Source organism: Limisphaerales bacterium (assembly GCA_014382585.1).
In the GTDB taxonomy this organism is placed as follows: domain Bacteria; phylum Verrucomicrobiota; class Verrucomicrobiia; order Limisphaerales; family UBA1100; genus JACNJL01.
This window is the reverse complement of sequence record JACNJL010000064.1, coordinates 47,654-70,255: the sequence shown is the minus strand read 5'-3', so window position 1 is coordinate 70,255 and position 22,602 is coordinate 47,654. Positions and strand designations below refer to the sequence as shown.

Here is a 22,602-nt window from a genome sequence, read left to right as displayed (position 1 = left end):
TCACAGATATTCACGAGCACAGGATTAAAACCACCCTGGATATCCTGCCCATCTGTGATCAATCCATCCTAAAAATCCGGTCGCCTTTCATCCTCCAAACCCTGACTTCCCCCCCCCAATCGCCAGTCGCCAGTTTACCTCCCGCCCCCACCGCCAGCGCGTAAACCCAATCGTCGTGCGCCTTCCATTCATGCAACACTTTGTCACTGTCTGCATCAATGATGCGCCCGACGCCCTCCTTCCCCACTGAAAAAATCCGGCGACCCTCCGCCGAAAACGCCACCGCAAAAACCGGCCCACTGTGCCCCCGCACGATGCGGACCATCCGGCCGATGGACGGCTGCCAAACACGCACGGTATTGTCGTCACTGGCCGTCACGCAAAACGCCGGCCGCGCCCCGGGCCGAAATGCCACTGCGTGCACCGGCCTAGGATGATTCCCAAAAGAATGCTCCAGTTTACTCGTAACCGCATCCCACAATTTCACCGTGCGATCGGCACTCACACTCACAAGCGATTTACCATCGGGCGCAAAGGCCAGTCCACGGGTCGCTTTCGTGTGCCCCTCAAACCGCATCACCACGCGGCCCTCGCGGCGCAGATCGAATATCACCACCGAATGATCCGCACTGCCCGCCGCCAGTTTCCCGGAAGATCCGAACGCAACACACGTCGCCACGTCTTCAAACACATCCCACTTGCCGCGCATTTGACCGGATGGCCAGGCAAGCAAATGCACACCGCCAATCTCGCCCGGTGTGCCGCCCGCCACCGCGAGCGTTTTACCATCGGCACTGAATGCAAACGCCATCACTTTGTCAAACGCGCAGGGAATTTTCCGCGGCTTTGCATCCGCCTGCAGCGCACGCACCTCAATGACGCGCGGACGGCTGATGAGCAAATGATTACCATCGGGCGAAAACCGCAAAGCGGTTACCGGCGCGGCTTCCAGCGCGAACGCCACAAGAAATAATGAAACAAAGAATTTCACGCGAGGCCGGGAATCATTTTGCCTTTATCAAGAATCTTGAGCGGTCGACCGCCGGGCGCGATGTATTCCTTGTGCGGATCCACACCCAAAAGTTTCAACATACTGTGGGCCACATCCTCTGGCCGCACCGGTGTGTCGGACGGCACTTCGCCGTGGGCGTCGGTGGCGCCGATGACTTGCCCGCCTTTCACACCGCCGCCGGCAAAGCTGACAAACCCCGCGCGCGGCCAGTGATCGCGTCCGGCGCGGTTGTTGATTTTCGGGGTGCGACCGAATTCGCCCATCAACACCACCAATGTGCTGTCCAGCAAACCCCGCTCGCGCAAGTCGGTGAGCAGCGCAGCGTACGCGCGATCCAACGCAGGCAGTTTACCGCTGCCACGAAACCGCGCATCAGGCAAGTTACGCGCGATGTCCACATGCGTGTCCCAGCCGCGGTCGACGACCGTCACAAATCGCGTGCCCGCCTCCACCAATCGCCGCGCCAGCAAACAACCTTGCCCGATGCTTTTCCGCCCGTAACGATTGCGCGTCGCGCCGGATTCCTTTTTCAAATCAAACGCCGACTTAGCCTTTGGCGAGCCGAGCAGTTTGTACGCCTGTTCATAAAACGCATCACGCGCCAAAGTCGCCGGGCCTTCCTCCACCTCACGTGAAAAATCATCCAGCGCCGTAAGCACATTCCGCCGCCGCGCTTCCACGTCGATACTCACGCCCTCCGGCGCGTTGAGATCGCGCACGCGAAAGTCCGGTTTCGACGGATCACCGCCCACCGCAAACGGCCCATACGCGCCCGGCAAATAACCTGCCTGCGAATACTCAACCGCCTGCGGCACAATGACATACGGCGGCAGCGCGCGGCCAAAACCCGATTCCTTCGCCAGCACACTGCCGAGGCTCGGATAAGCGACTACCGGTGTTGGCCGATGCCCCGTCATCAAATAATGCCGCCCCGTGTTGTGATTGCCCAACTCGTGCGTCAACGACCGCACCAACGCGATGTCGCCCATCGCCTTCGCCGTCAGCGGCAGATGCTCACTGAGGTGCACGCCGGGGATGGCCGTCGGAATCGCACCAAACGGTCCGCGCACTTCCTTCGGTGCAACCGGCTTTGGATCAAACGTATCAATATGCGACGGCCCGCCATCAAGCCAAATGAGAATGCACGACGTTTCCTTCTTAGGTTTCGCCGCCAAAGCCTGCCACCGCAACAAATCCGCCACGCTCATTCCGATTGTGGACAATATGCCAAGCTGCAAAAAATCCCGGCGAATAATGCCATCGCAGCGCGTAATTGAATGGCTCGTTTTCATCAATGGTTAAACCCAAACTCGCGGGTATTCAGCAGCGCCCACAACAGGTCATGCCAACCTTCTTTTGCCCCGTTGACTTCAGCGATGTGTTTGAGGCATTTCGTGCGCTCTTTGGCATTTGGAAAACGGGAAAGCGTTCGCAAAAACAGCTCATCCAACATTGCGTTTGGAGTGCGGTGGGTTTTCAAAAGTGTGGCAACCGCCGGTGCCAGCTTTTTGTTGAGCGCAGAATTGTTGATTAAATGTAACGCAGAGGAAAGGCCACCGCCGAATTGGGTGGGGTCAGCGCAGTTGTCGGTGCGCGGGCAACGGCCGAAGACATCGAGCGTGTACGAAGACACTTGGGCATCGAGCAACTGCATCGCGCGCGTGCCCTTGGGTTGTCCCGCGTAAACATCCGGTTGACCGGTGGCTTGCGCAATGGCGTCGACCTTGACCGGCGCGGGAAGCGGCTTGAGATACGCGTGCGAAAAAAGTTGCGTGTCGGCGCGATTAGCGGCGATGGCGCGGGAGGAAAGTTGATAAGTGCGCGAGGTGGCGATGTCACGGATGAGGCGGCGAAGATCGAATTTGTTTTTCACAAAACTGGCGGCCAACGCATCAAGCAACGCAGGATTGCTCGGCGGATTGGAAACGCGCAAGTCATCCACCGGCTCCACGATGCCGCGCCCCATCATTTCGCGCCAAACGCGATTGACCATCGCACGGGCAAAGAATGGATTATCCGGACGCGTCAACCAATCGGCCAACGCGGGACGATAATCGAGGCCATCGGCTTTAGCCGTTTTTAATGCACCGAGCGGGCTGGGCGACATCATTTTTTCCGTGCGCGGATGCCGCACTTCGCCGCGTTCCACGAGCACCAACTCGCCGCCCTTCACGCGAGTGCGGGCGAAGAACGCGGCGAATTGATGATAGTCCGCCTGCGACCAGCGATCGAAAGGATGATTGTGGCAACGCGCACAAGCGACGCGAATGCCGAGCAGCGTTTGGCTGACGAACTCGCCCATATCGCGCGGGTCGGTTTTCTGCCGCTGAAAATTGGCGGCAGCGTTCTGGATGATATTCCCGCGAGCGGTGAGCAGTACGCGGGCAACTTGGTCCATCGGCGTGTTGCGTTTGATTTGAGCACGAAGCCAATCGCGATAGGCGCGCGCGGGTTCGGTGCCCAGTTTTTTTGAATTGAGGAGCAACAGATCGGCAAACTTCATCGTCCAAAAATCCACAAACGCCTCGCTGCCGATGAGGCGGTTTATGAGTATTTCGCGGTTTGGATTTTCAATGAAAGCGCGTACTTCGGCGGAAGCGGGCAGCCGCCCGGACAAATCAAGCGTGGCACGCCGCAAAAAAACCACATCGCTCGCTTCCCGAGAAACAGGAATGCGCATGCGCTGTAATTCGGCAAACACTTTTTCATCAATGAAATTATGCGGTTTGGGGAAGCCATTTTCCGATCCCGCCGCGAACGGCACCGCCACGCGAGCAGCGGTCACTTGCCCCGCCGCGCGAATCATAATAGCACCAAGGCCCGGGCGTTCGATAGTGACGCGGCCGGTTTTGCCCACCGTGGCCACGGCGTCGTTTTGGGTGGTGTAAAGCGCCAACGCAGTGACGTCTCGCGTTTGGCCATCGCTGAATTGGGCGGTGACTTTTAACTGCGCGGAATGGCGCAACTCAGCGGGTGTGACAACCAGCTTCATCACGCGCAAATCGGTTTTACCAAATGGCGCACCGGCAGCGATCCAATCGCGCACCGTCTTCCAGTCCGCCGATTGGGCACGGAGTTTTTGGCCGCCTTTGTGATCGAGATCGCGCGAAGGTTTGCGGAGGAAAAGACTGCGCTCGGGTGCGGAAAAATCAATGCGGCGACCGCCCCGCTCGCGGGTAATGGCGGCGTGATCGGCGGCTGGGTCATCGCCCAAAAGGCTTAGTTTGAAGCCGCCCTGTCCTGTCGCTGCGCCGTGGCATTTGCCGGCGTTGCAACCGGCTTGCGTGAGGCGCGGCAAAATGTCCGTGGGAAAATGCCACGGGCGATCGGCGGCGTTGGCGACGACAGCCAGAAAACACGCTCCGACAATGAGCAATCGCAGACTCACAAACTCGTCCCTCCAGCCCGTCACCTTGGAGGGATGAGCTTGCGAGCCCGAAGCGAGGACCATTGGCCGTTCTCTCATTTTTTCGAGTGGCGACCGATGAAGGCGCGGCCCGCCTTTTGCGCGTAGGGCGTGCCATAGCTTACGGAGATGACGCGAGTGAGGCCGTCGCACGCCTGTTGCAGTAAATCAGCATCGTCACCGGCGCGGGTTTTCATTTGCGCTAGCACGCGGTCCACGTCGGCATCGGTGTTTGTTTTTTGGATGAATTGGCGAAGCATTCCGATCATTCGCGCATCAGTGGGCACGGCACCGGGCAAGGGCTTCTTTGGTCCCCCGGCATTGGGGCGTGGCAATGGACGTGGGGGGAGCTGATTGTTTGGACGCGTATTAGAAGGTGGATTCGCAGAATTTTGCTCCCGCAATTTCCGCACCTCGGCAATGAGTTTTTGGATGGCTATTTTGCGGGCGGCGTCGGTGCTGGTGTCGAGCTTTTCCAAATCTAACGGGACATACATCGGTCGCCGGTTGATTGGGTTATTGTATACCAAAAGTTTTCTTGCATCCGGCGGATTTTTGTCGCCAGCCAGTTTCGCCATTGCAGCGATAATGCCCGGCGCGTCAGCAATGCCCGGCTGCACGAGGGCGAAGTTGGCCGTCACTTTGCCGCCTTTGGCAAGCACCAGGGTCATCAGGCATTCTTTGTTGAGGCCATAATTTCCTGGACCCTCGATACCATCCAACGAATAGCCCACGCGCGTGCGCGTTCTCAATGACTTCACCACACGCGGTAAATCGCGATCGCCGCGGATGGGATCATCGATGAGAAAAATAAATTCCGTCTCGAACTTGGCTCTTTGTTCCCCGCCATAAATATCAATCACGCGCATTAGCTGCGCCATTGAACGCTCCAACCCGTGTAGAAACACGAGCACCACCGGCCGTTCGCCAGCAGCTTTGATGGGGTCGCGTTTCTCTCCAGGACCTTGGGCGGTTAGCGATTGCACCTCAAACGAGGTGATCTTTTCACCCGGCTGCAGTCCTGAAAAAACTTTTTCTTTATCCGCCGCAAAGAGGCTCGCGGTGGCCAAGATGGTGATAGCTAGTGCGGTCTTCATTGGATGCAAAAAGTACCATAACATGGTGGGTTGGCCAATGGTTTTGTGCTGTGAACGACCTTCGCTTGAAATTCAACGGTCGAAACGGCAAAGGTGGCACGTGAGTTTTGGGCATCGATGTTGGGCGGAGATAGATTTGAACGCGTTGCGCGGGAATCTCGCGTGGCTACGGCATCGCGTGGGCGCGGGTGGGAGCATCTTGACCGTGGTCAAGGCCGACGCCTACGGGCACGGGCTGCGCCAGATTGCCGCGTTATTGATGCAAGCGGGCACGGATATTTTTGGCGTGGCGAATCTCAATGAGGCCCGCGACATCCGTGCGGTGGGCCGCGGGTGGCCGGTTGTAATGCTCGGCGCGTGTTTACCGGATGAAGTGGAGCGCGCGGTGAAGGATAATGTCATGCCCACGCTGTCTACCGCCGACGAGGCCCGCCGATTTTCGCGTACGGCAAAAAAACTCAAGCGCACCGTTGACGCCCACATAAAAATTGATACCGGTATGGGGCGGCTTGGCGTGTCGCCCAAGCACGCCGCCGAATTGATCGAAACCATCGCCCGCTTGGATAACCTCAACGCCGTCGGTCTTTATTCGCATTTTGCCTCGGCGGAAAGTGATGCCGCATTTTCACGCCATCAACGCGGCCAGTTTAATCGGTTGGTGAAACAACTCGCCGCCGCCGGACACAACTTTGACTACGTTCACATGAACAACAGCGCCGGGCTGCTGCACGAGCCGGATTCTATTTACAATCTCACGCGGCCGGGCCTGCTCGTTTATGGCGTGCTGCCCCATGGTCGGCGCCGCGTAACGGCAACCATGAAACGCAACCTCCGCCCCGCGCTTGCGTGGAAATGCCGTGTGAGCCTTGTCAAAGAAATCGCCAAAGGCACACCGCTCAGCTACGGCCGCAGCTTCGTCGCGCCGCAAAAAATGCGCGTGGCCACGCTCACGATGGGTTATGGTGATGGCTATCTTTGCAGCGTGGCGGGCAACGCGAACGTTTTAGTGGGCGGCAAACTCTGCCCCGTGCTCGGCCGCGTGACAATGGATCAAATGCTGGTTGATGTTTCAAAAATAAAAACCGCCAAGCCCGGCGATGAAGCGGTGCTCATCGGTCGCCAAGGCAAACAGGAAATCACCGCGCACCAACTCGCCGACTGGGCGGGAACAATCCCGTTGGAAGTGCTCACCGGCATCGCCTATCGCGTGCCGCGCGTGTACCGCGGCGGACAGGCGGCTTGAACCGAATAATTTGAAATGGAATCCAAGAAAAACCCAATGACTCTCACGCGCTTCGTCGGGCTCGTTTTCAAAGGCGCTGCAATGGGCACTGCCAACGTCATCCCCGGCGTCTCCGGCGGCACCATCGCGCTCATCACCGGCATCTACGCCGACCTCATCGGCACACTGAAATCGATCGGCTGGAAGGCTGTGAAACTTTTGGGCGCGGGTGAGTTTCGCAAATGGTTTGATCACCTTAATGGCCCGTTCGCCTGCGCCGTGGGCCTTGGCGTGGCGGCCAGTGTGTTTACTTTCGCGAACGTACTGGAACAATTGCTAGCCAATCACGAAACGCAAACGATGGCGTTTTTCTTCGGACTCATTCTGGCCTCCATTGTTCTTGTCGGCCGACAAGTCCCTAAATGGAATCCGCCCGCGATCCTCGCACTGCTCGCGGGCATCGCCGGCGCGGCGGCGATTTTGCTGGTGAAACCCCTCGTGCAAAATCCCGCGCCGTCTTATTTATTTCTGTGCGGTGTGGTGGCGATGTGCAGCATGATTTTGCCGGGCATCTCCGGTTCATTTATTCTCATCTTAATGGGCAACTACGGACTCATTCTCAAGGCCACCAGCAACGTACGCGATTTCGACAGCTCGCTGCCCGTACTACTACCGTTCGCCGCCGGTTGCGCGGTGGGATTGCTTGGCTTTGCGCGTGTGCTGTCGTACATCCTCGACAAATTCAAAGCCGCAACCCTCGCCGTGCTCACCGGATTTGTGATCGGCTCACTCGGAGTCATTTGGCCCTGGAAATTTACATTGGAAAAAATAGTCAGCGGAAAGACCGTGGTGACCGGCTACACTTGGCAATTGCCCGCTGCGGACAAACCCTTTCTCCTCGCCCTCTTATTAATGCTCGCCGGCGCAGGCTTAGTGCTCTTGCTCGACAAGATTGCCGGGGACAAAGAAACCAAGAAATGAACACGGGTTTCCACGATGTTCAGGATAAAAAACCATCCTGAATTTCCCGCCCATCCTGTGAATTCTCCATCCTTGCCCCGCCCATGCCTTGCGGTGTACCAACGCCTATGCTGATGAGCTTAATCGGCCTCGTGGCTTTCATCGCGCTTGCGTGGGCGATCTCGATGAAACGCGACAAATTCCCGTGGCGCACGGTGATCGCCGGAATGGGACTGCAAATCACCATCGCCGCTGTTCTGATTCCCAAAACTGTTTTTGGCGATTGGGTCTATAAAGTCGCCGACCAAACCGCCCAGAACATTCTCGCCTTTGCCCGCGAAGGCACGCACCTCGTATTCGGTGCGCTCTCCGAAAACCAGTTGATGCAGGAAACTTTCAACGAGCCGAGCGCCCTCGTGCTGGGCGTCACCATTTGCGGCACCATCATTCTCGTCGCCGTCATTTCCAGCCTCCTTTATCACCTCCGCATTTTGCAAAAAATCGTGCAGGGCATGGCGTGGGTGATGCAGCGCATTATGCGCACCAGCGGCAGCGAAAGCCTCTGTAGCGCCGCCAATGTTTTTATGGGCCAAACCGAAGCGCCACTCGTCATTAAGCCTTATCTGCCCGGCATGACCCGCAGTGAAATCATGACCATGATGATCGGCGGCATGGCCACCATCGCCGGCGGCGTGTTTGCCATCTACGCCGGAATGGGCGTGGAGGCCGGCCATCTGCTCACCGCATCCTTTATGGCCGCGCCCACCGCGCTGTATGTTTCCAAAATCCTTTTGCCCGAAACTGAAAAAAGCGAAACCGCCGATGGCGCCAAGAGTGATGTGAAGCCCGAAACCACAAACGCCCTCGACGCCATGTGCCAGGGCGCCAGCGACGGGATGAAGCTCACGCTCAACGTGCTCGCGATGCTCATTGGATTCACCGCCGCCATCGCGCTCTTTAATTATCTCCTCACCCAACCCCAGCAATGGGCCGGCGTCGCCAACCCCGTCACCATCGACATGCTGCTCGGCTGGCTCAACGCCCCCTTCGCATTCCTGATGGGCGTGCCGTGGGCCGACTGCGTCGAAGTCGGCCAAGCCTTCGGCAAACGAATCGTGTTCACCGAATTCATCGGCTACCTTGATCTCACCGCACTCAAAGACACCCTCGCCCCCCGCAGCTTTGCCATCGGCACCTTTGCCATTTGCGGCTTTGCAAACTTCGCCAGCATCGCCATCCAAATCGGCGGCATCGGCTCCCTCGCCCCCGAACGCCGCAAAGACCTCGCCAGTCTCGGCCTGCGCGCCATGGCCGGCGGCATCCTCGTCAGTTATATCAATGCCTGCATTGCCGGCTTGTTTATTTAAACCTCTGTGCCTCTGGGGTAAAAAACAATCCATCACAGAGGCACAGAGATTGGAACTTGCTCCTCGCCGCCCACAGGTCACACTCGGCAGATGCGCGGATTGATTGTTGTTTACCTGCTCACGATTTCCATTTTTTTAGTTGCGGCGGATAAGCCGAAGGAAAAGTTCGGCGATTCGCTGAAGCCGTTTGTCGAGAATTTTAAGGGCCGCGGGGCGTTGACGGATGGGTCGATGCCTTCTACTCCCGCCGAGGGCATCAAGAAACTGAAGATGGCCGAGGGGCTGGCGATGCAGGTAGTGGCGCATGAACCGGCGGTGGCGCAGCCGCTCAATATGTATTTCGACGAACGCGGGCGGATGTGGGTGACGCAGTATTTGCAATACCCCTTTCCGGCGGGCATCAAAATTTTGGAATACGATAAGTACCTGCGCGCGGTGTACGACAAAGTACCGCCGCCGCCGCCCAATCATTTTCGTGGCAAAGACAAAATCACCATTCACGAGGACACCAACGGCGATGGTGTTTTCGACAAACACAAAACCTTCCTCGACGGCTTGAATATGGCGCGCAGCGTCATCACCGGTCGCGGCGGCGCGTGGGTGTTGATGCCGCCGTATCTGCTTTATTATCCGGACAAAAATGGCGACGACATTCCTGATGGCGACCCCACGGTGCACCTCACCGGCTTTGGTTTGGAGGACACTCACTCCGGCGCGAACAGCCTACGGTGGGGACCGGACGGCTGGATTTACGGCGCGCACGGCAGCACTTGCACCGCAGAGATTCAGGGCATCAAATTTCTCGGCCAAGCGATTTGGCGCTATCATCCGCCGACCAAACGTTTTGAAGTTTTTGCTGAGGGTGGCGGCAATACGTATTGCCTCGATTTTGATCGCAATGGCCGAACGCTCTCCGGCACCAACTACGGCAACACCCGCGGCGTCCACTACGTGCAAGGGGGTTGCTACATCAAAGGCTGGGCCAAACACGGGCCGCTGATCAACCCGCATGCGTTTGGGTTTTACAAACACATGGCGCACGAGGGCTACACGAAGCGGTTTCCGCAATCGATGATTGTTTACGAAGGCGGCGCCCTGCCCGGGTACGAGGGCAACATCATCTCCGGCATGTCGTTGGTGAATCGCGTGCAGGCTAGCCGGTTGTATCCGGATAACTCTACCTTCCGCACCGTCGATACCCCGCCGATGGTTACCACTGAGGATCGTTGGTTTCGCATTGTCGACACCAAGGCGGGGCCGGATGGGGCCGTGTACTTCGCCGATTGGTACGATAGCCGTTTAAGCCATCTCGATCCGCGCGACACCTGGCATAAAAGCAGCGGTCGCATTTATCGGATGCACGCCAAAGACGCCAAGCCCAGCAAACCTTTTGACTACAGCAAACTCTCTACCACCGAACTACTCAACCTACTTGGGCATCCGAACAAATGGCACCGGCAAACCGCGCAGCGATTGATCGCCGACCGTCGCAATGCCTCGATTGTCCCCGATCTCACTCGGGAGTTCATGAACTTCAAAGGCCAAGGCGCCCTCGAAATTTTCTGGGCCATCAACCATAGCGGCGGCTTCACCCCCAAGTTCGCCGAAAAAACACTCACCCACGCGAATCCCTTCGTTCGATTTTGGACCATCCGTCTGTTGGGCGACAGCCACACGATGACGCCCACGCTCCGCGCCAAACTCATCGCGCTGGCTAAAACCGAAACCCACGCCGAAGTCCGCAGTTGCCTCGCGGCCTCCTGCAAACGCTGGGTCGCCAAGGATAGTTTCCCAATCCTCGCCGCGCTTATTCACCGCAATGAAGATGTGAATGACAAACACATCCCGCTGCTCATTTGGTGGGCCCTCGAAAACAAAGCCGTCAGCGGCAGCGGGGATCTGACCCGGTTGCTCACCGACAAATCCATTTGGGCAGCACCGATGACGCAAACGCACTTGATCAAGCGCCTCGGCCAACGCTTCACTGCCGAGCCCACATCGGCCAATCTAAAAACTGCTGCCCGCCTGCTCGCCCTCGCCCCCACCGCCGCCGATCGCACCAAATTCGCCGTCGGAATGGAGGAAGGACTACGCGGCAATTCGGTGCAAAACCCGCCCAAGGCGTTGTTGGCCGAGACCAGTAAATTGTGGAACGCCAGCAAACACACGCCCACGCTCATCAGCCTCGCCACACGATTGGGGCTTCCCGAGGCGATGGGCGAAGCCATTGCGCTGGTGAAAAACCCGAAGACCTCCGCCAGCGAACGGCGCGCGTTGACAAAGCTTCTTTCCGAGCGCCGCAGTGACAGCGCGCTGGATCTGCTGCTCTCCCAATTCAAGACAGAAAAAACCAGCAGCCGCCGCATCGAGTTGATGACCGCGTTGCAGCGTTTTGAACATGATTCCGTGGGCACGGTGTTGCTCGCGCGTTATGCAGAAATGCCCCAACGTGAACGCGAGTCCGCCCAGAATATTCTAAGTAGCCGCGCGAATTGGTCGTTGGAATTTATCACTGCTATCGACGCGGGCAAAATCAAACGCGAAGACGTCCGCCCCGCCACGGTGTTGGCGATGCAAAGCCACAAACAAAAAACCATCGCCGCGCTCGTCAAAAAACATTGGGGCCAATTGCGCCAAAGCACCGAAGCCAAGCAGCAGCGGATGCAGTCCGTCGCCGCGCTCATTGCCGAAAATCAAGGCGACGCCGAGGCGGGCAAACTGGTTTTTGCAATCGCCTGTGCCGCGTGCCATCGCTTGCGCGGCCAAGGAGGCAACATCGGCCCCAGCCTCGATGCCTATCAGCTGAACAATCCCGGTTTCCTCATCCCCGCCGTGGTTGATCCCAGCCTCGGCATTCGTGAGGAGTACGCCGGATTCAACGTGGTCACCAAAGACAATCAGCGCCTCACCGGATTCATTGCCCAAACCGCGCCCAAATTCATCGTCCTGCGCGACCTCGCTCAAAACTCCATCACCCTCCCCCGCAAGGAAATCAAAGACCTCCAGGCAATGCCGGTCTCCCTGATGCCCGAAGGTTTGCTCGACACCCTCACGCCCCAGCAGGTGCGCGACTTGTTTGCATTTTTGATGGCGAAATAATTCTCAGTGCCTCTTGATTTGGCAGACCGGTTCCGCTAACGTCCCGCCCTCCAATGGCATACATCAACGAGCATTATTTAAAGCTACAGGCGGGCTATCTCTTTCCCGAGATCGGCCGCCGCGTGAAGGAATTTACTGAGGCCAACCCTGTGGCTGCCGCGCGGCTCATTCGCTGCGGCATTGGCGATGTGACCGAGGCGCTGCCGCCCGCTTGCACCGAGGCGCTGCACGCGGCGGTGGATGAGATGGCCGATCGCGCAACGTTCAAAGGCTACGGTCCGGAACACGGTTATGATTTTTTGCGCGAATCGATTTCGGATAACGACTTTCAAGCGCGCGGCGTCAAGGTGGCCGCCGATGAAATTTTTGTGTCCGACGGTGCCAAGTGCGACACCGCGAACATCCTCGACATTCTCGGCCACCAAAACCGCATCGCCATCACCGACCCCGTTTACCCCGTGTACCTTGATACCAACGTAATGGCCGGCCACACCGATGACGCCGATGGCGCGGGCCAATACGGCAAAATTATTTATCTCCCGTGCACTGCGGAAAATAATTTTGTGCCCGCCACCCCCGATGAAAAGGCGGACATTATTTATCTGTGCTACCCCAACAACCCCACCGGCGCCACCGCCACGCGCGAGCAACTCGCCGCTTGGGTGGCGTACGCACAGGAAAACGATGCACTAATTTTATACGATGCCGCGTACGAAGCGTTCATCCAAGACGGCGACATCCCGCATTCGATTTATGAAATCGCCGGCGCACGCAACTGTGCCATTGAGTTTCGCAGCTTCTCCAAAAACGCCGGCTTCACCGGCACCCGCTGCGCCTTCACTGTGATCCCCAAGGAATTGACGGGCACAGATTCCAATGGTAACGCCCACAGTTTGCACAGCTTGTGGTCGCGCCGTACGGCGACAAAATTCAACGGCACCAGTTACCCCGTCCAAAAGGCCGCCGCCGCTGTATACAGTGATGCGGGCAAAACCCAAGTGCAGGAACTCATCACACATTATATGGGCAACGCCAAAATCCTCCGCGAAGCTGCCATCGCTGCGGGCCTCGAAGTTTTCGGTGGCACTAACGCCCCGTACATTTGGCTCAAGACCCCCAACACCATCCCAAGCTGGGACATCTTCGACCGCGTCCTCAACGAAGCGGCCGTGGTCATCACTCCCGGCGCCGGCTTTGGCAACGCCGGCGAAGGCTACTTCCGCATCAGCGCCTTCAACAGCCGCGCGAATGCAGAAGAGGTTGCGGAGCGGATTGGGGCGATGGCGTGGTGAGAATGACCCATCACTAAGGAAACCCCAAATGTCCACTGGGTATTGGTCGTTCCTTGGGACTTGGCTATTGAGAATTGCTTATTTGGAACCAGTCATTTCCCCGCCTTCAAATCAAAACAGGCCACTCCATTGTCCATTCGCAAAAACAATTTCCCGCGGCTGAGCACCGGCGATGGGCACCACATGGCGCGCACGCGTGCCTTGCCGATTTCGTAGTGCGCCAACGGGTCGGCGCGCAACATCACCAGCTCGCTCCCTTTTTTCTCAAAAGTAAACAGCCGACCGTCAGCGATGAAAGGCGAGGAGATGTTGCTCAGCCGTTTCTCCTTCCACTTCATCTTGCCGGTTTCCATCTCCACACACATTTGCGTGTCACCGCCGGCGAGGTAAACATGGCCATCGTAAATCATCGGCGTGGACTGTGTTCGCCGCGCCTCGATTGGAATGTTCCAGAGCATTTTGGCACCCATTGCGGAAATGCTGTAACCGGCCAGCCCGATTTTTTTGTCGTGGCTGTAAACCGCCATTCGATTTCCATCGACCACTGGCGTGGAGTCGCCCCCGCCCTTCACCCGCCACACTAGCTTGCCGTCGGCGGGGTTCAGGCAAACCACTTCCCGGCCCGCGTTCACAATTAAAAATGATTTGCCATCATTCTCCCAATATACCGGCGACGAATTTCCGCCCCGCGCATCATCGCTTTCCCACGCCACCTTACCGGAACCCGCATCCAGCGCGACCAGCCGCCCCGCCATCACGAATGCTTTCCCTTCCGCGATCAAAAATGATGATGCCACATTCCTGCCGGGCAACACCGCCGACCACACCGGCTTGCCCGTGGCCGCATCCACGCAAAGCGCCTGCCGCCCGCCCATGGCATAAACCCGCCCATCGGCCACACACGGCGTGCTCGACGACCGCCTGCCCGTTGGCTCGCCCGGCATCTCTGTCTTCCAAAGCGTCTTGCCCGAGATGGCGTCCAAACAAATCACCACGTCCTGTGCCACCTTGCGTGTAGCCGGCACGGTGTTCACCACTTGTGTCTTCACCGCATCGCTGAATTCCTGTTCACCCAGCCATTTTTTAAACGCTGCATCATCCGGGAACCGATGCTCGCGCATCGTGGCCAACTTCTGAAAATCCTTGATGGGAACCGCCGACTTTCCCTTTTTGAATCGACTGGCAACCCAACTCCCCAGCATCTCCTGTTGTTCCTTATTTAAATTCTCCGACACCCATTTGTCACTCCACTCCGTCAACTTCTCTCCTCGCAGACGCGGGCTGAGCCCCATCCGGTCCAATTCCATTTTTGCCACCAGTTTGTCGCCCAGAATGGACACCCCGCGATTACCCAGCTTACGCAACACCAAGTCATCGATGGCCCGTGTCTGCGTCGGCACATCCGTATGCCACACCAGCGCCAAGTATACCCGCTGGCCCGCCACCACCACGCTGCCGTGTCCGCCATCGTCATCGCTCGGGATAAACTCACTCACCCAAAGCCGCCTCAACCCCTCCTTCGGGAAAGCATCGAGCAACGGCACGCCATCGGCCACCACGCCATTGCGGTTCGGCCCACGCCATTGCGGCCAGTCTGCGGCAACGGTAAAGGCAACGAACAAGGATAGAATTGATATGCGTTTCATGACGGGGTTGGACTACCGCAGAATACAATAAAATTCAATTTCCAATGACCAATCGACAAGCCACAACAAACACACCGAATTGGGTTTTGGTCATTCCTTGGAGCTTGGGTTTTGGTCATTGAACAATTACCCTCCCCCCGTGAATCCGCTGCTACTACTCGCCCTCGGCCTCGCCATCGTCCTCGGCGGCATCCTTTGGCTCCGACTGCATCCGTTTCTCTCGCTCATCCTCGGGGCATTTGTGGTCGGCGGATTAACTTCATCTGAGTACATCGAGAAATCTTTAGCGGCAAAATACGAAGGCGATGAATTCCGCAAAGAAGTCAAGGCACGCGTCATTACTGAAATCATCGCCCTCAAGAAATTGGGCCAACCATTTGACGAAGCGGAAATTCGCGAGGCCGTTCGTGGCAAAATCAAAACGGAATCCGCAGAATTCAAAACCGTTGCGCACAAGAAAGCCGCCACACAGGCAAAGCAAAACACTCTGGAACGCATCACCACCGCCTTCGGAACCACCTGCGGTAAAATTGGCATTCTCATCGCTATGGCGTGCGTGATCGGCCGCTGCCTGCTGGCCAGTGGTGCCGCTGAACGCATTGTGCGCGGGGCACTTTCACTGGTGGGAATCCGGAATGCACCGGTGGCCTTTTGTGCCAGCGCTTTTCTGCTAGGAATCCCCGTATTCTTCGACAGTCTTTTTCTATTGGCCATTCCCTTGGTGAAAGCCACTTGGCTTAAAATGAAAAAAAACTACGTACTCCTCGTAGTCGCTCTCGTCGCCGGCGGCACGATGACTCATTCATTGGTGCCACCCACTCCGGGGCCACTCTTCGTTGCGGAAGAACTGGGTGTCAACATTGGCACCATGATTCTCACCGGCATGGCGGTCGGTATTTTTTGCAGTGTAGCCGGCCTGTTGTATGCACAATGGATCAACCGCCGCATGGAGGTACCGCTCCGCGAGACGCCCGAGGCCATGAAAAAACTCGAGGAACTGTCCAACCGCAATATTTCTGAACTTCCCTCTCTCGCACTCTCGCTAATCCCAATCCTATTGCCCGTGCTGCTCATCAGCGGGGTGACCATTTACAAAAGTGGACTGGATCCTACACAAACCCTCCACCCAATCCTCAACCTGTTGGGTGACAAAAATATCGCTCTCACCATCGCCGCGGGTTTGGCGATGCTCCTCGCCGCGACACGCCTGAAAGACCGCCAAGCCCTCGCCGACCACGTACAACAGGCAATGCTCGAGGGCGGCCTCATCATTCTCATTTGCTGCGCCGGCGGAGCCTTCGGAGCGATGCTACAACAATCAGGCATCGGCCCGTACATCAGCGGCATGATGGGCAGCGAACCCCTCGATTTTGGACTGCTGCCACTGGCGTTTGTTGTCACCGCCATCATCCGCGCAGCCCAAGGTTCGGCCACCGTGGCGATGTTCACAGGAGTGGCGATCGTCGGCAGCCTTGTGACCGACCTTGACGTGCTATCGTATCATCCCGTTTACCTCGCCGTGGCCATCGGCTGCGGCTCCAAGCCGTTACCGTGGATGAATGACAGCGGCTTTTGGGTCATTAGCAAAATGAGCGGCATGACCGAAAAGGAAACCTTGAAAGTCCTTACACCGATGGCGACCATTATGGGGATTACAGGCATCATCGTAACCATGGTCGCCGCAAAACTAATTCCAATGAATTAAATGCAAACCAACACCACCAAACAAAAACTCAACAATGGCGAAACGGTTTATGGCGCGTTCTTCCGCACGCCAGACAACAGCCTCATCGAACTGCAGGGCTACCTCGGCTGGGATTTTCTCGTACTCGACGGCGAACACGGCACGCTGCAGCCGCGCGACGTTGAGGACCAATGCCGCGCCTGCGAACTGCACGGCGTGACGCCCATCGCCCGCGCCACAACCAACGAGCAGTCCATCATTTTGCGCTTCATGGACACCGGCGTGCAGGGCGCACTGATCCCTTTCGTAAACACCGCCGCCGACGCCGAGCGCGCCGTGCAGTCCATCAAGTACCAGCCGCGCGGCCAACGCGGCCTCGCCGGCATCCGTGCTGCCGACTTCGGCCGCACCGGCCCGCTCGGCGATTATGTTAAAAAAGCCAACGCCGAAACCTTGGTTATCGCCCAAATCGAGACCACCGAGGGGCTCGATAATCTGGATGAAATCGTAAAGGCCGACGATGTGGACGTCATCTTCATCGGCCCCAACGACCTTGCCAATTCACTCGGCCACCCCGGCAACATCCCCCACCCCGACGTTCAGGCCGCGATGGACAAAATCGCCGAAACTACCCTCGCCGCAGGCAAAATCCTCGGACTCATGATTTACAACAGCGAAGGCGCCCGCCAATGGCGCGACAAAGGGGCGCGTTTTATCACCGTCCCCTTCGAAGCAATCATGACCACCGCCGTGACAAACTTTTTGGATGAAGCGAAACAATGAAAACTTGGCTCCCACTGTTCCTCGCGATCTTGACCACGACCGCCGCGCAACCCTTCGATACCGTCATCGCCAACGGCCGCGTGTTAGACCCCGCCACTGAACTTGACGCCATCCGTCACATCGGCATCACCGCCGGCACCATAAAATCTATTTCCAAAACCCCGCTCAAGGGCAAGACCGTCATCAACGCCAAAGGCCTCGTGGTCGCACCCGGATTTATCGACCTCCACCAACACGGCCAAACCGCGGAAGATTATCCGTACAAAGCCATGGACGGGGTGACAACCGCACTCGAGCTGGAAGTCGGCACGGCAGATGTCGACCTTTGGTACCAGCGACGCAAAGGCAAAACCCCCATCAACTTTGGCGTCAGCATCGGCCACATCCCCACGCGCATCAGCGTGATGGGTGACCAACCGGCGTTTCTGCCGCCGGCCAATTCACGCGGGGCAAAACAGCGTGCCACCCCGGAACAACTGGCCACCATCAAAAAGAAAATCGAGCACGGCCTCCGACGAGGCGCATTGGCGGTCGGGTTCGGCCTGCAATACACGCCCGAGGCCACCCAATGGGAGGCACTCGAAATCTTTCGCGTCGCAGCAAAATTCAACGCCTCTTGCCACGTCCATATGCGCAGCAAAGGATTGGCGACCGGATTAAATATTTACACCGCCGTGCACGAGGTCATCGCACTCTCTGCCATTAGCGGTGCACCCGGTCACATTGTGCACATTCAAAGCACCGGCAATCTCACCACCCCTGCACTCATTGAAATGATTGCCGCCGCACAGAAACGCGGGCTCGATGTGTCGTGTGAAGTTTACCCCTACACGGCGGGCATGACCGATATCAAGTCAGCCATCTTCGACCCGGGCTGGCGTGACCGCACAAAAATCACCTACAACAATTTACAATGGGTCGCGACCGGTGAACGGCTCACCAAAGAATCATTTGAAAAATATCGCAAACAAGGCGGCAAAGTCATCGTGCATGCCAACCCGGAAAGCCTCGTGCGAAAAGTGGTGGCGAGCCCGAACACGTTGATTGCCAGCGACGGATTTATGGGGCATCCGCGAAATGCCGGCTGCTTTTCACGCATTCTTGGCAAATACGTCCGCGAAAATAACGATTTACCACTCATGCTCGCGCTAAAAAAATGTTCGCTGTGGCCCGCGCAACGGTTGGAACGATGCGCGCCTGCGTTTAAGAAAAAAGGGCGACTGCAAATTGGGGCCGACGCAGACATCATTATTTTCGATGCCTCAAAAATCATCGACAACGCCACCTTCACTGACGCTGCGAAACATTCCAGCGGGATCAAATACACCCTCATCCACGGAGTGCCGGTGGTGAAAAACGGGGCGTTCCAGAAAAATGTTTTTCCGGGAAAAGCCGCACGCGGAGCGATCCGCTGATCACTTTTTCTTATCCAGCAAATGCACCGAAGACCGCAGCGCGGCGAGCCCCAGAATTTGCTTGGGCGTGGCGATGCGTGAAATATTCAAGTAATCGGGCTGCACTTTATCATCTTTCGGATATTCGCTGAGATTGAGCCGGCCGATGAACGGTTCGTACAATGAGGCGAGCGTCACCACACTGGCCATGTTTCCTTTGCCCCATAGTTCGGTTCGCGAACGCTCAAAACCCGGCAGCGCCTGAACCGCTTGGAGACACCGTCGAACATCCCAAACCTGCATACCCGCCAGCGTTTGCCCGAGCAGCATAAAGCGGCGACGCGTTTGAGTGATGTGGCGCTCGTCGGCGCTCAACGTGGTCAAGCCAACGCCACGCGGCATAAACGTAATGTAAACCACTTCGGATTGTTTGCGGATGTGGTTGAGCTGCTGTTCCAGCGCCTGCCCCATCTTGGCAGTGACGGGTGCATCCGCCTTGATCCCAGCCAGTTTTAATTCCTCAGCCCAAACTCCAGCAAAGGCGGGGCGCCCCAGCTTCAAATAATTACGCCAGTTCTCCTCACCCAAAACCTCGACGTGGACGGTAGACAGATTTTTTAATCCCGCGTGATGGGCCACATACATGCGCAGTCGAATCTTGTCCTGACTGTCAAAATCGTAAGCCGCAAAACGCACTCCCTTGTGATTCAAGTCAAAGGCTTTTTTGAGATTCAAATTTCCGGATTCAGAAGGCCAACCGCGAAATGTCTTGGCGCGTAATTGAGCCAAAGCTTTATCCGGCTTAAGCCGCTCCTTTCCACTGGCCACGCCGATGAAGCTGTCTTGAATCTTTGTGTTGATTTCATCGGCAGGTAGTTTTTTGAAAACCCGCAATTGCTCCGGCTCAAAAAGCTTCTCCGCAGTAATAGTAATCGGCGATTCTTTGCCTTTCAAATGTTTGTTGAACCAGTTAAACGCCGGCACGCGCAATGGTTGCGTGTCGCTGTGTCCGCCGGGGATGATGACCAGCCCGAGCTTGTCTCGCGCACCGTGGAGGTCGTAAATTTTGCGGGCGCCATTAAACACCCGCGTCACGCCATCGAGCGGAAAAATGCGGTCATCATCGGTGTTGAGGATCAACAACGGACGCGGGGCGACAAGCGCAGCCACTTGAGGGAAATCCCAGCGAAATGTGTTCACATGAAACATGCAGTCACAATGCCCCTCCACCACGCCGTGGGCTAGGCGGCCGCTGTTGGGAAACCCTGCGTACACGTGATTTTTCAAATCCGCAATGCCGGCTACCGGCGCGGAAGCTTTGATGCGTTCGTCGAGCACAGAAACCCACCAACTATACGCACCGCCGCCGCTGCGACCGGTGACGCCGAAACGGTTTTTGTCTACAAAGTTTAGCGTTTCCAAATAATCCAGCGCGCGAATGCAATTCCACGCCTCCACGGCGGCGGAGGAATAGCCGCGCGAATTCCACCACCACATATCGTGATTGTAAGTGCCGTGATGGATGCCCTCAATCTCCCCAAGCTGCAGCGTGTCGATCACCAAACACACAAACCCATTGCGCGCGAACCAAACGCCATGGTGCTGATAATGCACCTTGTTGCCGTAGCTCACCCCATTCTTTTTCACACGCCCATGACCGCACACATAAAGAATCGTCGGTGCAGGATCCTTGATGCCGTTGGGCACATACAGATTGGCGGTGACGTAAAGACCTGGCTTGGATTGAAAGTGCACCTTCCAAATTTCAAATTCCTTATGGTGCAGTTTACCGGTGACCGTGGCTTTCAGTGGCGTCCGCGGAGGCATCGGATCTAACCCCAGCATTTCATGCATCTGTTGGCGATACGTTTTTTTCTGTGCGTTCCAATCTTCGATTGTTTTGATTTTCGAAAGTGATCGTGAAGCAATTTGATCCGTTTGGTGCTTGAAGTACGCCGCGAATATTTTGTCGCCGGGGGTATTGAGCAACGCGGCCCAGACAGATTGAAGAATTGTGAATTGAAAAACACAAAGCACAATCGCTCCGATTCTTGGTGAGAGGAAAAATTTTTTCATCAATGAATTCTTTGCAATGCTGCCAGTTGAGAGATGCGTTTCCTAGTGTTTATTCAATCAAACGATAAAAACCCACGCCGCGAGTGTTTCACGGGTCAGCATCAGATTATGAACCTGAACTCTCCAGCGGCCGGTAACGCCCCCACTAACCCGTTAAAAAAATGATGAATGGACCGGCCTGTATGTGCTCGAGGAATAAACGCGCCTACTTTTTGGAATTGCTGAAGCAATAAACCCGCGCATCCGTGCGAATCAGTAGCTTGCCCCCCACAAGTGCCGGAGTGGCCATGCACATATCCTCTTTGGGATTCAACCTATTGGCGCGGAGCAGTTTGAATTCGCGACCGGCTTTCAACACATAGGTTGCGCCGCTTTCATCGAGGAAAAAGATTTTGCCGCTATATGCCCAAGGCGAGCTGGTGAAGGCCCCGCTCCGGGGCACTACCCGTTCGGGCCCGAAAACATGCTTGCCGGTGCTGGCCTCGTAACAGGCAACAAGCCCACGATCTAACAGAACGTACATAAGATCGCCGTACACAATTGTGGAAGGATTGTACGGCCCGCCGCGGCGCTGGCACCAGGCGACGTACTGGTTGCTGTCCTCATCGGATTTGAGTGAAATGTCGCCTCTTGCCCCGGGGCGGATAGCGAACACCGGCTTCCGGCGATCGCCCACGTAGCCTGAAGTTACGTACAACAAACCAAACTTCGCATACGGCGTGGCGATGGTGATGGAGGAATTCCCGCTGAACTGATACAGCAACTTGCCGTCCAGATTGTACGCCCGATTTTTGTGCGAACCCGGCGTGATAATTTCCGTGCGCAATTCATTTTTCCAAATAAACGGCGTGGACCAGTTGCTCTTCTCTCCCTCGCGTTTTACTTTCCAAATTTCCCGGCCGGTTTTTGCATCCAATGCCACGAGAAAAGATTGCTGCTCGTTGTCGTTCACAATGTACAAACGCCCCTGATGCAACACCGGCGAGGCGGCGAGCCCCCAGCCGAAACGCGTCTTGACCGCGGGCCATTCTTGTTTCCACAAAAATTCTCCACCCACCGTATAACAATAGAGACCCTGATTTCCAAAGTAGGCGTACACGCGCTCGCCATCAGTGATTGGCGTCTCGGAGGCGTAGCTGTTTTTGATGTGGATGCTGCTCTGCGGGGTGCCCGAGTGCACGGTTTGCTCCCAATCCACTTTGCCGGTCTCAAGGCTCAGGCAAATCACTTTCCAATGATGTTTGCCCGTCGGCGGCTTAAACCGTTCGCCACCGAAATATAAACCCTTGCGTGCCTCCCAAGCCTTGCCCTCGGTAACCACCGTGGTGAGAAATACCCGCTTGCCCCACACCACCGGCGAGGACCATCCGCGGCCGGGAACGTCCTGTTTCCAAACGACATTTTCCGTAGCGCTCCAACGATCCGGCAAATCCGCGTGCTCGGCCACACCCATCGCATCAGGCCCGCGAAACTGTGGCCAATTGTCCGCCGCGCCGGCATTGCCAACTATCGTGACAACCAAAAGTGATTTCAGAATGCCCATTATTAATTTCGGATATTAATC

At 56.8% G+C, this 22,602-nt stretch carries 15 protein-coding genes; 8 read left to right on the top strand and 7 right to left on the bottom strand.

The annotated features are described in order from the left end of the window. Positions 1–58 precede the first annotated feature (58 nt). The 4 genes from H8E27_15100 to H8E27_15085 are packed head-to-tail and all read right to left on the bottom strand — an operon-like array spanning position 59 to position 5,515. Complete coding sequence (locus tag H8E27_15100; protein ID MBC8326946.1) at positions 59–991, bottom strand: WD40 repeat domain-containing protein; 933 nt, start codon at positions 989–991, stop codon at positions 59–61. After that, entirely contained in the window at positions 988–2,304 is a 1,317-nt protein-coding gene (locus tag H8E27_15095; GenBank protein ID MBC8326945.1) for a DUF1501 domain-containing protein, read from the bottom strand. The genes H8E27_15100 and H8E27_15095 overlap by 4 nt, the downstream gene beginning before the upstream one ends. Then, positions 2,304–4,478, bottom strand: a complete 2,175-nt coding sequence (locus H8E27_15090; protein MBC8326944.1) for a DUF1553 domain-containing protein — start codon at positions 4,476–4,478, stop codon at positions 2,304–2,306. The genes H8E27_15095 and H8E27_15090 overlap by 1 nt, the downstream gene beginning before the upstream one ends. Beyond that, a complete protein-coding gene (locus H8E27_15085) occupies positions 4,475–5,515 on the bottom strand; it encodes a hypothetical protein (GenBank protein ID MBC8326943.1) in 1,041 nt (346 codons plus the stop codon). The genes H8E27_15090 and H8E27_15085 overlap by 4 nt, the downstream gene beginning before the upstream one ends. A gap of 136 nt (positions 5,516–5,651) precedes the next feature. Between H8E27_15085 and alr the strand changes: the two genes are divergently transcribed. The 5 genes from alr (at position 5,652) to H8E27_15060 (ending at position 13,455) form a co-directional block, all read left to right on the top strand. After that, positions 5,652–6,758 carry an alanine racemase gene (gene alr / locus H8E27_15080; GenBank protein MBC8326942.1) on the top strand — a complete coding sequence of 369 codons (1,107 nt, stop codon included), beginning with the start codon at positions 5,652–5,654 and terminating at the stop codon, positions 6,756–6,758. A 15-nt stretch (positions 6,759–6,773) separates the two neighbouring features. Beyond that, the gene (locus H8E27_15075) at positions 6,774–7,718 is read left to right on the top strand and encodes a DUF368 domain-containing protein (protein ID MBC8326941.1); all 945 of its coding nucleotides are present in this window, start codon (positions 6,774–6,776) and stop codon (positions 7,716–7,718) included. A 107-nt stretch (positions 7,719–7,825) separates the two neighbouring features. After that, positions 7,826–9,064 carry a Na+ dependent nucleoside transporter domain protein gene (locus tag H8E27_15070; GenBank protein ID MBC8326940.1) on the top strand — a complete coding sequence of 413 codons (1,239 nt, stop codon included), beginning with the start codon at positions 7,826–7,828 and terminating at the stop codon, positions 9,062–9,064. A 90-nt stretch (positions 9,065–9,154) separates the two neighbouring features. Beyond that, the gene (locus H8E27_15065) at positions 9,155–12,163 is read left to right on the top strand and encodes a c-type cytochrome (GenBank protein ID MBC8326939.1); all 3,009 of its coding nucleotides are present in this window, start codon (positions 9,155–9,157) and stop codon (positions 12,161–12,163) included. A gap of 53 nt (positions 12,164–12,216) precedes the next feature. After that, positions 12,217–13,455 (top strand): LL-diaminopimelate aminotransferase, encoded by a 1,239-nt coding sequence (locus tag H8E27_15060; GenBank protein MBC8326938.1) that lies wholly within the window; start codon positions 12,217–12,219, stop codon positions 13,453–13,455. A gap of 92 nt (positions 13,456–13,547) precedes the next feature. Here H8E27_15060 and H8E27_15055 read toward each other — a convergent pair whose 3' ends face one another. Next, positions 13,548–15,101 (bottom strand): PQQ-like beta-propeller repeat protein, encoded by a 1,554-nt coding sequence (locus H8E27_15055; GenBank protein ID MBC8326937.1) that lies wholly within the window; start codon positions 15,099–15,101, stop codon positions 13,548–13,550. Positions 15,102–15,240: 139 nt separating this feature from the next. On the opposite strand from H8E27_15055, the gene H8E27_15050 reads away from it, so the two are divergent. From H8E27_15050 to H8E27_15040, 3 genes are read left to right on the top strand one after another with little or no spacing between them, the layout of a single operon-like run. Beyond that, positions 15,241–16,806: a GntP family permease gene (locus H8E27_15050; GenBank protein MBC8326936.1), complete on the top strand. Its 1,566-nt coding sequence runs from the start codon at positions 15,241–15,243 to the stop codon at positions 16,804–16,806. After that, positions 16,807–17,568, top strand: a complete 762-nt coding sequence (locus H8E27_15045; protein MBC8326935.1) for an aldolase — start codon at positions 16,807–16,809, stop codon at positions 17,566–17,568. Then, positions 17,565–18,983 (top strand): amidohydrolase family protein, encoded by a 1,419-nt coding sequence (locus tag H8E27_15040; GenBank protein MBC8326934.1) that lies wholly within the window; start codon positions 17,565–17,567, stop codon positions 18,981–18,983. The genes H8E27_15045 and H8E27_15040 overlap by 4 nt, the downstream gene beginning before the upstream one ends. Here H8E27_15040 and H8E27_15035 read toward each other — a convergent pair whose 3' ends face one another. Next, positions 18,984–21,038, bottom strand: a complete 2,055-nt coding sequence (locus H8E27_15035; GenBank protein MBC8326933.1) for an acetylxylan esterase — start codon at positions 21,036–21,038, stop codon at positions 18,984–18,986. A 205-nt stretch (positions 21,039–21,243) separates the two neighbouring features. Beyond that, entirely contained in the window at positions 21,244–22,581 is a 1,338-nt protein-coding gene (locus H8E27_15030) for a PQQ-binding-like beta-propeller repeat protein (GenBank protein MBC8326932.1), read from the bottom strand. Positions 22,582–22,602: the final 21 nt, after the last annotated feature.

What these genes read in the sequence shown, in the direction of transcription:
- H8E27_15095 (MBC8326945.1), bottom strand. Translation starts at nt 2,304, where the DNA reads ATGAAAACGAGCCATTCAATTACGCGCTGCGATGGCATTATTCGCCGG.
- H8E27_15090 (MBC8326944.1), bottom strand. Translation starts at nt 4,478, where the DNA reads ATGAGAGAACGGCCAATGGTCCTCGCTTCGGGCTCGCAAGCTCATCCC.
- H8E27_15085 (MBC8326943.1), bottom strand. Translation starts at nt 5,515, where the DNA reads ATGAAGACCGCACTAGCTATCACCATCTTGGCCACCGCGAGCCTCTTT.
- H8E27_15075 (MBC8326941.1), top strand. Translation starts at nt 6,774, where the DNA reads ATGGAATCCAAGAAAAACCCAATGACTCTCACGCGCTTCGTCGGGCTC.
- H8E27_15070 (MBC8326940.1), top strand. Translation starts at nt 7,826, where the DNA reads ATGCTGATGAGCTTAATCGGCCTCGTGGCTTTCATCGCGCTTGCGTGG.
- H8E27_15065 (MBC8326939.1), top strand. Translation starts at nt 9,155, where the DNA reads ATGCGCGGATTGATTGTTGTTTACCTGCTCACGATTTCCATTTTTTTA.
- H8E27_15060 (MBC8326938.1), top strand. Translation starts at nt 12,217, where the DNA reads ATGGCATACATCAACGAGCATTATTTAAAGCTACAGGCGGGCTATCTC.
- H8E27_15055 (MBC8326937.1), bottom strand. Translation starts at nt 15,101, where the DNA reads ATGAAACGCATATCAATTCTATCCTTGTTCGTTGCCTTTACCGTTGCC.
- H8E27_15045 (MBC8326935.1), top strand. Translation starts at nt 16,807, where the DNA reads ATGCAAACCAACACCACCAAACAAAAACTCAACAATGGCGAAACGGTT.
- H8E27_15040 (MBC8326934.1), top strand. Translation starts at nt 17,565, where the DNA reads ATGAAAACTTGGCTCCCACTGTTCCTCGCGATCTTGACCACGACCGCC.
- H8E27_15035 (MBC8326933.1), bottom strand. Translation starts at nt 21,038, where the DNA reads ATGAAAAAATTTTTCCTCTCACCAAGAATCGGAGCGATTGTGCTTTGT.
- H8E27_15030 (MBC8326932.1), bottom strand. Translation starts at nt 22,581, where the DNA reads ATGGGCATTCTGAAATCACTTTTGGTTGTCACGATAGTTGGCAATGCC.